Origin of the sequence: Nitrosomonas sp. Nm166 (genome assembly GCF_900112825.1) — a bacterium.
Taxonomy (GTDB): Bacteria; Pseudomonadota; Gammaproteobacteria; order Burkholderiales; family Nitrosomonadaceae; genus Nitrosomonas.
In genome coordinates this window covers 1-12,899 of sequence record NZ_FONE01000057.1, presented here as the reverse complement: position 1 = coordinate 12,899, position 12,899 = coordinate 1, and the positions used below count along the sequence as shown (strand labels likewise).

The following is a 12,899-nucleotide window of genomic DNA, read 5'->3' as shown; positions in this document are numbered from 1 at the left end:
GACCAGTTCGTCCAGTCGCTGGCGGAACAGGTCATTACTCTTTTGCGTGCACGGCTTTGGCCCCATCTAACCCTCGCTAAATTTGCAGGAAATTGTAGCAATTTTACCAAAAACTGGTGAATTTAATCGCCTTAATTCATCAATTCATCACACAGAATCAGAATGTTATGGATTGTTCAGACTGAACTAAGTATGGTGGCGCACCGATGAAAATTCATAGTAAGCGGATTATTATTTTGTATTAAAGATCTAATAGGAGGAATAAATGCTTACCTTAATGCTTATTTTTTCCTTGATTATTATTTTCTTAATTAGAGCTTACTCAAAAAGTATTTCTCATAATTGTTTAAAATTTATAATTCATAACCAATTGTTTTAGAGAATATTGTTTGTAACAACATGCGGTTTAATAAAACTGGTTGAACATAGGGGAGCTTGAGTTCAAATCAAGTGCAAGGGTTTTTGCATAATTTATTCAAAAACCTTGCACTTAAATATTGATTTTTAAGATATTTACACGTAAAAACAATCACTTATACTTTTCTGAGTAAGCTCTAATTATTTTATATTCTGATACTCACGAACAAATTCCTAAAAAGATTGAAGTGCAAAAGCGGAAATCTGATGTTCTGCCAAAGAAAGATTGATTCTTAATTAGAGTATTTAACAGTCTATACCCGCTCCGGCGGGTTTTTATTGTCACGTAATAAACAAGGTAGTTTCACCGTGTGCTTTAGCGTACAGACCGGTGATATTGCCAACTGCACTATATGGCTTCCTCTAACTAATCTAAAGGAATATTCAAATGAAAATCTTATTTGCTTCTATTCTCAGCGGATTTCTATTTATAAGCGTATCAGCATTTGCTGCGGACGAGGGCTATACCCAAAGACAGAATAGAGTGGACGATAGAGATAACGCTCCCAGCCCTTATTCATCTCAAAGCGACAGAAAAAGTGAACAGAGAGCTACTGATACCAAATCAGGATCTAGTTCACAAGGATCATCTAGTACAGGCACAATGGGCACACCACCTGGAGCGCCCTCAGGGGACGAGGCAGCTAGATCAAGCGGATCGCCTTCAAAAAAATAACTTAATTAATCCTGATGCATAACAAACCGCCCGAGTGGCGGTTTTTTTTCAATATGCTGAGCTTTATTCATTAAGGACGGTGACAAAATAGTGACATAAAAGATGAAAATAGAAAAGCACTTAGCAAGTCTATCACTAAGTGCTTGATTTTATTGGTAGGTCGTGGCAGATTCGAACTGCCGACCAACGGATTAAAAGTTCTATTATGTTCCATTTTAGCAGCAATTTTACCTTCCTTGAATAAGCCTGAAATTGTTCTAAATACCGATTATATTTAATATTAACAATGACATATATATTGGATCATTCTTTTAAACTGCCATTCCAATTTTGACGTACTTTTATTTTTCTGGTCTACTATAGGTCTACTAATTTAAAAAGTAGACCGTGAATTCTTAATTAGTAGACTGGAGATTAAGATGCCTCAGAAGCTCACCAAAACCTTTGTTGATTCCATTCCATATCCTGAGAATGGACAAGCTTTTTATCGTGACAGTGAAATAAAAGGCTTTGGCCTACGTGTAGGCGCAACTAGCAAAGTTTATATTGCCGAAAGCAAAGTTAATGGTAAAAGTATTCGGGTAACAATTGGTAAGCATGGCATATATACGGCTGAACAAGCGCGAAGCCAAGCCAAAGAATTACTGCTTATGATGTCCAAAGGCATTAATCCCAATGATCAAGCACGAGAACAGAAAATTCGTAATATAACTTTGCGGCAAGTGTTCCAGGATTTTCTAGCTGCACGTAAAGCGCTTAAACCGCGTACCATCAAAGATTACAAGCGAATTATGGATACTTACTTAGCTGCTTGGAACAACAGAGCAATTACTGATATTACTAAGGACATGATTGCCAAACGGCATACAGAGCTAGGACAAAATAGCCAAGCACAAGCCAATCTGACTATGCGTTTTCTGCGTGCCTTATTTAATTTTGCTGCCGGACAATACGAAAACAGCCAAGGACAAACATTGATTCCAGATAATCCGGTTAAGCGCCTTTCTCAAACCCGAGCTTGGTACCGGGTGGAGCGCCGGCAAACGGTTATAAAACCGCATGAAATCCAACCCTGGTTTCAGGCGGTTATGAGCTTAAAAAATGATGCAATAAGTCAGAACCGTGAAACCATCCGGGACTATTTGCTGCTGGTGCTTTTCACTGGATTAAGAAAGGAAGAAGCTGCCAGCATGATTTGGAAAAATGTGGATCTGAATGCTAGAACTTTGAAAGTGACTGATACCAAAAATCATCTGGATCATATGTTGCCGTTATCTGATTTTCTTTTTGATCTTTTAAGTCAGAGAAAAACCCGTGCAATAAACAAGTATGTTTTTCAACGAGCTGATGGAGAAGGATATATTACAGAGCAACGCAAACAAATGGCCAAAGTCATCAAAGAATCTGGCGTATCTTTCACGATTCACGACCTGCGCCGTACTTTCATGACTATTGCCGAGAGTTTGGATATTTCAGCCTATGCAGTTAAGCGCTTAGCCAATCACAAAATGAACAATGATATTACTGCCGGATACATCATTGCCGATGTGGAACGATTGCGAGAACCCATGCAGAAAATTACCGACTACATCCTCAAGTGTGCTGGTTATAAACCGTCAGCAACAGTAACTGATTTGTCAGAAAAGAAATCGCACAAAATATCTTGACTTCATACGGCATTGCCGTAATATATACGATGTATACCATTGCAGAAACAGAAGTTTTCAGTCGTTATGTCAGCGATTATTGGACTGAAGAAGAACGCGCAGCTTTTGCTAGCTGGATTGCAGAGCACTATGATATGGGAGATATTATCCCAGGGTCAGGCGGTTGTAGAAAGGTACGTTGGTCACGCAAAGGTAAAGGCAAAAGCGGTGGTTTGCGAATAATCTATTACAACATCCTGGAAGATGGAACCATCTGGTTGCTGCTGATTTACGCCAAAAATGAACATGAAAACATTCCAGCACATTTACTTAAAGCAATTAAGGAAAAAATAACATGCCCATGACCGAGAAAGAATTAAGAAAACGAGACGCCAAGCGCGACTTGGGTGCCGAGCTGCTGGAATCTGTTACACAAATGAAATCCGGACGTGCAAGTCGGATACATAAAGTTGAGGTTCCACCGGTTGTTTCAGCGCGTATAAAATCCGGTTTGTCACAATCTGATTTTGCAAAACTTCTCGGCGTATCAGTAAGAACCTTACAAGACTGGGAACAAGGCCGCCGTCAACCCAGTGGCGCAGCTAAGACATTGATTGCAATTGCTGAGCGCCGTCCAGATGTGTTGAAGGAAATTACTGCATAATTATTTATTGCTGGCGCAAAACAGATTGCTTTAGATGTGGATACTCATGAGATAAATATTCATTCCTTTTGCAGAATTTTTATTAATGGGTAATATGAAGAGTTCAGACAAACATACTTTATTTATTATTGCTTCTTAATACAAAGGCCAATGTTTATTCAACATTGGCCTTTTTACATTTAGCCTTACAAGATATTTAGGCGTAAATTTTTTTCATGGGCAAGCGGGGTTTATTTTTCGATAAGCTACCAATAACCAGGTAGCTTAAAAAGAACACCGCACCTAAAATGAGATCAACTTCTAACCAGCTTACAAACGAATTTGCATCTCCAAACAGCAAAAATCCGATTAGTGGAACAATTCCAAATAATACCAGAGTGAATTTTGTGGCTGTACTCATAACACTACCGCTTCCTTTCATTTTAATCTCCTAGTGAAAAGCTTTTTAATAAATTACATACCTTAAGACGACAAAATTCACAAAAAATTCACAATTTTTAAAATTACAAGATTAACTTATTCTTGTAAAGCGATTAAATATCCTGATTGACTTTATGGGAACACGATTACGGCATTATTTGCGTCATAAAAAAATCTGATCGCAAATACATTTTATGCTGCAAAGAAGAACAAGATGTTGACAAAAATATAATATTCTAAAGTGAACAAGCTAAAAGCCGTCATTGAGATTATTTACTTACAGGATGGTTTGTCATGCATGTAGAAAATAACCCCGACTTCAAAACTATCTGGCAACTGGCCCACGATTGGGCAGGTGAAAAGCCCGATCAAACCGATCCCAATGCAATTTCACCCAAGCTAAGACTTTATATTGATCGCTTAATCCGGGGCATAGGTAGTAAGGAAATTTCCGCTAGGTGGAAAGGTCATCGAATCTTTATTGATGAGTCTTTCCTTACATTTGTCTTTGATTTGAGGCATTTCATAAAATTTTACATTTGGGTCATGTTCAACAAGTTCAGCAAGGATTATCTGGATAATCTTTATGTCAAACGAAATGAAGTGATTATTTGGTGTGACAGAGTCGCCTTACTTGAGCCTCCGCCTTGCTGGTCGCATAAGAAATTAGCAGCCATTGATTATGTGAATAGTGAATCGGTTGATCCTGATGATGAAAATAATGGCTGGTACCACAAAATAACAGAGCGGCGCAGGCAACGAGTGGTCTGTATTGAATTGGCTAAACAGTTATGGGAATTGAATCCAAACTTAAGTTATGAGGAAATGCAAAACCATTCCATCATGCAGCAATTTGGCTATTCATCTACTTTTTCCTCTAAATCATTTAAAAATTTAGTGCGAAGTGTTGCGTCAGTATCTGCACAATCACCTGGAGCCCCAGCAAAATCAAAGGAATAGAAAATCGTAATCATTCTTAAAAAATAGAGTGGTTTCTATTTTTTTGAGCATCTTTTTTTACGCCATTGCCTGCCGCAACTTGACTTCGTATTCATTAATTCACGGAGTCAATCATGCAAAACCCATTACTCACTACTAAACAAGCCGCGCAAATCTTAGGCGTCAGCATCGCATTTCTGGAACGAGACCGCTGGGCAGGGGCGCGGGTGCCTTTTGTCAAAATAGGTTCCCGGGCAGTTCGCTATCGCTATAGCGATCTGCTTGCTTATATTGAATCTTGTACTTATCACTCAACTAGTCAGTACTGAGGTATGTATGCATACGTCAGTACGAGATAGCCAGGAATTACTCAGTTCCGGTGAATGCATCGCCGAAGACATATTAAGCTTACTCGATGAACCGGATGGCAGCGATAAACGATGGCGTGCGCCGATATTCCAGCAATTGCCCAAACGCTTTGCCGAAATCGCCGCCCATGACTACAAAGAAACTTATATTTTTGAAGGCAGGCGTAATGCTAATCGTGGTTTGCTTAAAGCATATGGGGAGGTTACCAAAAACAGCATTCCATTGAATGCCAGCGATGATGATCTGAAAGATCTAGCGAAAAACATCGTCAAGGAAATGCAGGAAATCAGCCGCATTTACCGTAACCTTGAATATGCTGTTTCCAGCATGCTGAACAGGGCGAAGAAATATAAAATCAACTTATCATCGCTGGAACAGCCCAACATTTCCATCAAAGGCATCTATACCCGCCTGACCGATGAAATCTGGTGGCTGCAACGATTACGTAAAGTTCATGCACAAAAACTGGAACAAGACGCCATCCGCTTAGGTCTTGTACACAAACGGGCCAGCACCTATGTCAGCGATGAGACACTGGCAAGACGAAGAGAACAGAAAAAACGCATTCGTCGTATTCTTGATGGATTATTGGCAACCAATGAACTGGGACAATGCTATACACTCAGTGAACTGGCAGAACTAGGTTTAGCCAATCCCCGCATCCGACGCAGTGAATTGATGGTGCGCATCTTCGGCTTTGAATTCATCGCCAATGAGCTAGGCCATGTTGGTGAATTCTATACCATCACCTGTCCATCAAGAATGCACGCCCGATTATCCCTCAGCGGCGAATCTAATCCCAAATATGACGGTACTACATCGAAGCAAGCGCAAAAATATCTGAATCAAGTCTGGTCGAGAATTCGAGCAAAACTGAAACGTGACAACCTTGAGGTTTACGGTTTCCGCATTGCCGAGCCGCAACACGACGGTACGCCACACTGGCACATGCTGCTATTCATGAAACCTGAGCAAACCGCAAAGGTGAGAGAAATCATGCGGCATTATGCGCTAGAAACCGATGGCGACGAACCCGGTGCAAAAGAACACCGCTTTACTGCAATTGCCATTGATAACAGCAAAGGCACGGCGGTCGGCTATATCGCAAAATATATTTCAAAAAATATTGATGGTCACGGCCTTGAACATGATATTGACGGCAGCCCGATACAGGCAGCAGCTGAACGGGTGGAAGCCTGGGCATCGACCTGGAGCATCCGACAATTTCAGCAAATTGGTGGTGCACCTGTCAGCATTTGGCGTGAACTGCGCAGAATCAGCAGCGCACCCGAAGGAATTTTGGAACAAGCCCAACAAGCAGCCGATCAAGGCAAATGGTGGCAGTTCATTCAATTGATGGGTGGGGCAACCGCCAAGCGCAAGGACAACCCTATCAAGTTAATGAAAATCGACTCCAAAGAACCTGGTAAGTATGGCGATCTGATTGGCAAAAAGATCTGTGGCGTTGAAACAGATACCATCCAGCTACTGACACGCATGCATCAATGGGATATTAAAAAATGTGCAATGAATACTGAATCAACTGAGCAGCGAAGCGCAAAGCGTCCGCACGGGAGCGGCAGCGACCGCGGGGGACGCATTTGCGGCGCAGCCACCTTGGTAATGTCATTGTTACATGTATTCAAGACGCCTAATTCAGCTAGTAATGCATCATCGTCCAAGTCATCTTGCTGGTGTATAGCAGCAATTGGTTCACCGGTAATAAGACCATGCTTATCCCGATCAACTAAAACTGCGCGGCATTCGGGAGAGGAACGAATTTTGTCGAGCCTTGCGGCATACAGCCGCTCGAAGATATCGCGCTCCTCGCCGTGCATAGGTACGCGGCCATGCTGTTCAAAAAACCGTTCAATATCTTCAAAGCCAGCAATGATGCGTTCTTCCAGTGGAGTATAAGATAAAACAGGGTTTTTGAATGTCGCAAACTCGTCTAACTCTGTTCGGAGCTCGTCTAAATCATAATCGGTCATAATGCCCCTCATCCTTAAATCTTACGAATGCAGCAGCACCTTCTGCCATACGCTTCTCCCATGGATCCATAGCTTCAAGAGAAGGTAATCTTCCGCGTTCATTCTTAAATTTTACAGCACGCACTGCAAGTTCTTTTGCTTCCTCTGGTGTTAATTTTGTTTTTTTACCAGCAATCACCGCTGCCACCTGTTTCAAACTATCCTCATTCATGGCCTTGGCCAGAATGGCATACGCCTCACCGAAGGGATTGATACGATCAATCAGATCAATATCCAGATCACGCACATCCATAGCAAACTTGCGCACCCCATCGATTAAAGCGGTATTGCCAGCTTTCAGCGTGTCATCAGCGGAATTGAGTATTTTCTTTGCCTGCTGGGTCAGATTCAGGGCGGCTATGGCGTGCTGGCGTACCGCTTCCTGGTCTTCCTGATCCAATTCAGGATATTTATCCTTCACGATTTTGCCCATGCGCACTTGCGTCAGCTCCTCCGGCACAAGCTCGGAATCAAACAAACCGCGCTCCAGCGATGTTTTATCCTGTACGAATGCTGCGATGACCTCGTTCAAATCTTCCTGGCAAATGCGGGTAGCCTCCTTGCTCTTAGGTTCTGCCAGTCCTTTAATTTCAATTTGGAATTGTCCGGTTTGCTGGTTAAAGCCGACATTCTCCTTATTGGGATCGTAATCGCCTTCGCCATAATCGAAACCTTCTACGGGGCCGTTTCCGCTATTTTTGGGCATGAAATTGAATTTCGGTGCTAGCACCTGTTCCATCAACAAGCTGGCTGCAATGGCTTTGAGCGTATCGTTCACTGCATCGGTAACCGCTTCCTCGGCAGCGTCCGGTTCGGCGATCAGATTAGTGAATCGTGCTTTGGTTTTACCCTTGGCGTCACGAGTAGCACGGCCAATGATTTGAATGATTTCGGTTAAACTGGAACGATACCCGATGGTGAGTGCATGTTCGCACCATATCCAGTCAAAGCCTTCTTTGGCCATGCCGAGGGCGATAATGATGTCCACATGCTCACGGTTATTTTTGGCGGAAGGGTCGCGCAAGGCACTTAGCACAATGTCCCGCTTGGTATCATCATCCACCAGATCGGCAATCTTCAGCACGCCTTTGGACGTCTTTACCAAGTGAAAGCCGGTTTTATCGTCAATGCCTTGCCATTCACCCAATTCATGAATGATATGCTCCACCTCTTTGATCTTATCTTTGGTGCTTTCGCGTGAATTGACGTTCGGAATATGGATGATCGTTTTTTCTTCCGGATTCAGAACACTGAGGATTTCATCGGTATACGAGCCGGTATAAAAGTAATACCCAATATCCAACTGCTTCAAGTACTGATAACCGTTCAATTGCTCGTAATAGGTATAAGTTACCGTCTCGAACTTGGCTTCATCCTCTGGTGCCAGCACGGCTTCGGCATCGCCACGAAAATACGAACCGGTCATGGCGATGATATGCACCTTATCCCTTGCCATGAACTGACCGAGATGCGCACCCAGCTTATTATCGGGATTGGCGCTCACATGATGGAATTCATCTACGGCAATCAGGCAACCATCAAATGCTTCTACGCCGAACCGATCAACTGCAAACCGGAATGTAGCATGCGTGCAAACCAGTACACGATCAGTACCATTAAGGTAAGCTTTCACCGCGCCGACTTTGCCGCCATTGTCATCCCCCGGTGCGTTGCAGAGATTCCATTGCGGAGCAACTTCCCAATCCGCCCAGAACCCGTATTGCATCAACGGCTCATTGTTAAAACTGGCGCCGATGGTTTTTTCCGGCACCACGATGATGGCTTTTTTCACCCCCTGGTTATACAGTTTATCCAGCGTGATGAACATCAGCGCACGGCTTTTGCCGGAAGCCGGCGGTGACTTGATCAGCAGATATTGCTCGCCACGTTTTTCATACGCCCGTTCCTGCATGACGCGCATACCCATTTCATTGGCTCTGGTGGAGCTGCCATTACAGGCGTAATTGACGGAAACTGAAGGGATGGATTTGATGTTTGTCATGACGGAGTAACCTATTATTTATTTTCGGTGGCTAATTTCGGTTTGGTAGTCATTTTGGTATACAGCTCGAATAGTTTCTCCAGCCGCTCGGTATCATTCTTGAAGCGACGGCCAATATAGATGCGTTCCAATACTTCGTCGTTGAGCTCATGCGCATGGCGCAAATTTTCCGGCATGTTGTCGGGATCATAAAGTTCGGCAATAGTGGCGGGAAAATGTGCTTCCCGTGCCAGCAGAATATTCTCCGCGCAGTGGGTAAGATCGGCTTTGTTTTTTTCGGTGAGGGATGGAACGGGAAAAGTATTCCAGCCGAGAGTATTTGAGTAACGGAAATCAGACTTCATCTTTCCACAAACTGTGGCAATCCATACAAGATGTAGACGTGATGCAATCAACGCCATATTCCAAAGAGGTGCATCATACAAAGCAAAAGCATTGTCAGAGACAATTGAATGCGAAGATAAAAGACCAACAGGAAGATATGGACGAGTTTCTGATGTGACCTTTGGCACTACGATAGAAGATTTAATACCACGGCCTTGTATTTGCTTAAAACGATGAGGGCGATCTGCAAAAGCTCTAGTTGACTCTGCGTCGCTTTCTAATCTTATTGTTCGAACGCCCTCTAAGCGTTTGGAAATAAAGTTAGAGGTGCGTGCTTCATTAATCTCATGGTCTTCGATCCATAGGCAACGTCGAATAATACCCTTTACAAACTCCTGAGATCCTACAAAGTCATAAATGTAATGAGAAATTGATGGTTCCTCAACCACTGCTAGTCTTGCCTCTTCAGCTGAAAGTAATAGGTTACCACCATCTTTCGGCATGTTACCTAAATCCATGTATGCGCTGCCAGATAGCGAAGTTCTGGTAGGCTGTATATTTATATCTCGCCCAGCGACTAAATACGCATTGATGTTGATCGTTTCCTTAATAATCTGATGACTATCATTACTTAGGGAAAAAAGTAAGCGTGTACTTTTGGTGTTTCTGGAAATTCCAACTATTACAACTATTACGCCTGCATTGTTGCTGGCAAGATTCGACCACTTAAACGAAGTGTAAGCAAATTGAATCTCATGGCCTGTAGCAAATACCAAGGGCCATAGAATTGGAACTTGGACCCTTTGACATATTGAGTTGGTAGACACAAAAGCCGTAATGGTATTTGTTTTAGTTCCATAATCAGCGGCTTTCATGAACTAGCCTGCAACATAGTCGAGTGATTTCCAGCTATTGGTTCACGACATTAAAGTTTTGCCCCATGTAGGTTGTATTCCCTGCAACATAGTCGAGTGATTTCCAGCTATTGGTTCTGCCACCAAAAATTCCTTTAAGGTCTAATTTCTGTTCGTCAGATTGCCATTTGCTGCCCAAATAAGGAGGGTTTCCGCAAATATAGGTTTCACCACCTTCATTTTTGAAGTCAATTTGTGCTTGTTCTAACGGTGTGTTGAATAAGTCATCAGCATATAGTTTTACCACAGTGCCGGTCGAAGGGCAGACAGTCAGCCAATCCAATCGCAGCGCATTGCCGCATGTGATCCAGTTTTGAGTATCCAATGGAAGAAATTCTGCCAAAGCCAGTTTTTGCCCACGATAAAGCACATCACACTGATACTCGGCAATAATTAGTGCGAGCCGGGCAATTTCAGCAGCGAAATCACGCAATTCAATGCCTAGAAAATTGGTCAGCCGGATTTCGGTGTGTAAATCTGTTTCACCACGCCGTTTGTTGATTTCTGCTTCAATAGCGCGCATTTCTTTGTAAGCAATCACCAGGAAATTTCCCGATCCGCAAGCAGGATCGAATACCCGGATTCTTGCCATACGTCTGCGAAGGTTCAGCAGCGTGCGTGGATTGTCCCCGGCATCTTCCAATTTGGCACGCAGATCATCCAGGAATAGCGGATTCAACACTTTCAAGATATTCGGCACGCTGGTGTAGTGCATACCTAATGCACCACGCTCTTCGTCTTCTGCGACGGCCTGGATCATCGAACCGAAAATATCCGGATTAATTTTCTTCCAATCCAGGCTGCCGACATGCAGCAAATAGCTGCGCGCAATTTTGCTGAAGCGTGGAGTTTCAGTGCTGCCGGAGAATAATCCGCCGTTGACATAGGGGAATGCATCCGCCCAACGAGGCAATTTTGCTGTCGCCCGGTCTTCGATTTTTGTATTCATGGCACGGAAGATTTCGCCGATGACTTCATGCGTATTCGAGGAATCCTTCGCGCTCATTTGCGCTATGGTGTCGGTAAACAGGCCGGTACCGTTAAAAATATCCGTATCCTCGGCAAAAAAACAAAAGATCAGCCGCGCCATGAAATGATTCATGTCAGGACGGCGATGTGCCCTTCCCCAATCGGGGTTGTCCTTCAGCAATTCCACATAAAGACGATTGAGGCGGCTGGTCGCCCTGATATCAAAAGCATTTTCACTGATTTGCTTGACGGTGGAAATTCCAGCAAGCGGCAGAAAGAAGCCGAAATGATCGGGAAAATCCATGTAGGCACAAGCGACGGTATCACCACTGATAATATTTTCAGCTTGGAATTCCTCGCCATCGGTAGCAAGGATAAATTTGGCTTTCTGGCGGCTAGTCGCTGGGCTGTTTTTAAGTATCTCCAGAGTTTTTAACACTTCGCCGGCAGAACAGACTTTTATGTGAATGTTATTTTGCTGAAGTACTGCGCCTTCAACGTCACTCTTATTTTTAGTGCCGCTTTTTAAGAGTTTAATTCTGGTTGCATTATTTCCAAACGATTCCAGAAAGGCGTAAGGGAACCCTGCCGGATCAAATGGGTGCTCCGCCAGCTTGGATATTGCTTCTTCGATCTCTACAGCGTTCAACTCGCCACCTTGTCAGATTTTTCATCATTCTTTTCCCGAGCTTTAATCCGCTTATCAATCTTGCGCTCACTTATGCGGTTTGATGAATATACCTATCAGCAAAAAGTCATGAATTAGCGTGATGAGATTGGCGCACTGAAAGGAACAACCTTTGCAGAATTGTGAATGAGCGCCCTTTGCATAAACACTTTTCTTCCCAATTTTATGTCTACATTAGGTCTACATAAAGTTGTTGAAATTTTATTATATTATGTAACTTATTGTTTATTTGGTGCTGTTGAGAGGAGTCGAACCTCCGACCTACTGATTACGAATCAGTTTTCTTTTTTGCTTGTTATCAGCTTTAGATTTTTTATAAAGAAGTAGATTTGAAAATTGGATCTGATTTTATTGTTTACTTTATTTTATCAGTCTACTATAGGTCTACTATTTTTAAGTAACAGTGACTTAAAAATATGTAAGTCACTGTTTTATCTGGTAGGTCGTGGCAGATTCGAACTGCCGACCAACGGATTAAAAGTCCGCTGCTCTACCGGCTGAGCTAACGACCCAAAAGCAAAATTATACCTGAATTGATCGGTGATATAAATGGCTTTAATTTGCCTTCAAACTCAAATTTTATAAAAAGGCTTATAAGACTTGTTTACAAAATTAATAACATCGTCGCAGAATCAATTGTGAACAAAGGCAATTTGAATTCTCACTTCGAAAGTGCCGACAAGATTTCATGCTCTTTACATAACTGTCGGGAATAATTGACGTGGTCAACTAATTCTGGACACACGAGGGTCTGTTGACGTTTTAAGATAAGTATTTAATAAATAGAGACAAACTCGTAATATTGGGGGTTCCTATACCACCAACAAAACGAGTTTGCGAT

10 protein-coding genes and 1 tRNA gene are annotated in these 12,899 nt (G+C 42.8%); 6 read left to right on the top strand and 5 right to left on the bottom strand.

The annotated features are described in order from the left end of the window. The first annotated feature begins 1,512 nt into the window (after positions 1-1,512). The 3 genes from BM021_RS13445 to BM021_RS13435 are packed head-to-tail and all read left to right on the top strand — an operon-like array spanning position 1,513 to position 3,403. Positions 1,513-2,760: a tyrosine-type recombinase/integrase gene (locus tag BM021_RS13445; RefSeq protein ID WP_090721532.1), complete on the top strand. Its 1,248-nt coding sequence runs from the start codon at positions 1,513-1,515 to the stop codon at positions 2,758-2,760. Between the two features lie 29 nt (positions 2,761-2,789). Continuing rightward, entirely contained in the window at positions 2,790-3,104 is a 315-nt protein-coding gene (locus BM021_RS13440; RefSeq protein ID WP_090721531.1) for a type II toxin-antitoxin system RelE/ParE family toxin, read from the top strand. Continuing rightward, on the top strand, positions 3,095-3,403 hold the full coding sequence (locus BM021_RS13435) for a helix-turn-helix domain-containing protein (RefSeq protein WP_090721530.1): 309 nt from the start codon (positions 3,095-3,097) through the stop codon (positions 3,401-3,403). Before BM021_RS13440 ends, BM021_RS13435 begins: the two co-directional genes overlap by 10 nt. A gap of 196 nt (positions 3,404-3,599) precedes the next feature. Here the strand turns inward: BM021_RS13435 and BM021_RS13430 are convergent, their stop codons facing one another. Then, positions 3,600-3,824: a hypothetical protein gene (locus BM021_RS13430; protein ID WP_090721529.1), complete on the bottom strand. Its 225-nt coding sequence runs from the start codon at positions 3,822-3,824 to the stop codon at positions 3,600-3,602. Positions 3,825-4,117: 293 nt separating this feature from the next. Between BM021_RS13430 and BM021_RS13425 the strand changes: the two genes are divergently transcribed. The 3 genes from BM021_RS13425 to BM021_RS13415 all read left to right on the top strand — a co-directional run bounded on the left by BM021_RS13425 (position 4,118) and on the right by BM021_RS13415 (position 7,048). Next, on the top strand, positions 4,118-4,783 hold the full coding sequence (locus tag BM021_RS13425) for a hypothetical protein (protein ID WP_090721528.1): 666 nt from the start codon (positions 4,118-4,120) through the stop codon (positions 4,781-4,783). Positions 4,784-4,896: 113 nt separating this feature from the next. Then, a complete protein-coding gene (locus BM021_RS13420) occupies positions 4,897-5,091 on the top strand; it encodes a helix-turn-helix transcriptional regulator (protein ID WP_177186386.1) in 195 nt (64 codons plus the stop codon). 7 nt (positions 5,092-5,098) lie between these two features. Further along, positions 5,099-7,048, top strand: a complete 1,950-nt coding sequence (locus BM021_RS13415) for a replication endonuclease (protein ID WP_256207929.1) — start codon at positions 5,099-5,101, stop codon at positions 7,046-7,048. 60 nt (positions 7,049-7,108) lie between these two features. Here the strand turns inward: BM021_RS13415 and BM021_RS13410 are convergent, their stop codons facing one another. The 4 genes from BM021_RS13410 to BM021_RS13395 form a co-directional block, all read right to left on the bottom strand. Continuing rightward, positions 7,109-9,163 carry a DEAD/DEAH box helicase gene (locus BM021_RS13410; protein WP_090721526.1) on the bottom strand — a complete coding sequence of 685 codons (2,055 nt, stop codon included), beginning with the start codon at positions 9,161-9,163 and terminating at the stop codon, positions 7,109-7,111. Between the two features lie 14 nt (positions 9,164-9,177). Next, positions 9,178-10,362, bottom strand: a complete 1,185-nt coding sequence (locus tag BM021_RS16275) for a type IIL restriction-modification enzyme MmeI (protein WP_256207928.1) — start codon at positions 10,360-10,362, stop codon at positions 9,178-9,180. 34 nt (positions 10,363-10,396) lie between these two features. Beyond that, complete coding sequence (locus tag BM021_RS16270; protein WP_256207927.1) at positions 10,397-12,019, bottom strand: DNA methyltransferase; 1,623 nt, start codon at positions 12,017-12,019, stop codon at positions 10,397-10,399. A gap of 475 nt (positions 12,020-12,494) precedes the next feature. After that, a tRNA-Lys gene (locus BM021_RS13395) sits at positions 12,495-12,570 on the bottom strand. Positions 12,571-12,899 lie beyond the last annotated feature (329 nt).

Bases quoted from the DNA above. Each gene is read 5' to 3' on its own strand.
- BM021_RS13445 (WP_090721532.1), top strand. From the start codon at position 1,513: ATGCCTCAGAAGCTCACCAAAACCTTTGTTGATTCCATTCCATATCCT.
- BM021_RS13440 (WP_090721531.1), top strand. From the start codon at position 2,790: ATGTATACCATTGCAGAAACAGAAGTTTTCAGTCGTTATGTCAGCGAT.
- BM021_RS13435 (WP_090721530.1), top strand. From the start codon at position 3,095: ATGCCCATGACCGAGAAAGAATTAAGAAAACGAGACGCCAAGCGCGAC.
- BM021_RS13430 (WP_090721529.1), bottom strand. From the start codon at position 3,824: ATGAAAGGAAGCGGTAGTGTTATGAGTACAGCCACAAAATTCACTCTG.
- BM021_RS13425 (WP_090721528.1), top strand. From the start codon at position 4,118: ATGCATGTAGAAAATAACCCCGACTTCAAAACTATCTGGCAACTGGCC.
- BM021_RS13420 (WP_177186386.1), top strand. From the start codon at position 4,897: ATGCAAAACCCATTACTCACTACTAAACAAGCCGCGCAAATCTTAGGC.
- BM021_RS13415 (WP_256207929.1), top strand. From the start codon at position 5,099: ATGCATACGTCAGTACGAGATAGCCAGGAATTACTCAGTTCCGGTGAA.
- BM021_RS13410 (WP_090721526.1), bottom strand. From the start codon at position 9,163: ATGACAAACATCAAATCCATCCCTTCAGTTTCCGTCAATTACGCCTGT.
- BM021_RS16275 (WP_256207928.1), bottom strand. From the start codon at position 10,362: ATGAAAGCCGCTGATTATGGAACTAAAACAAATACCATTACGGCTTTT.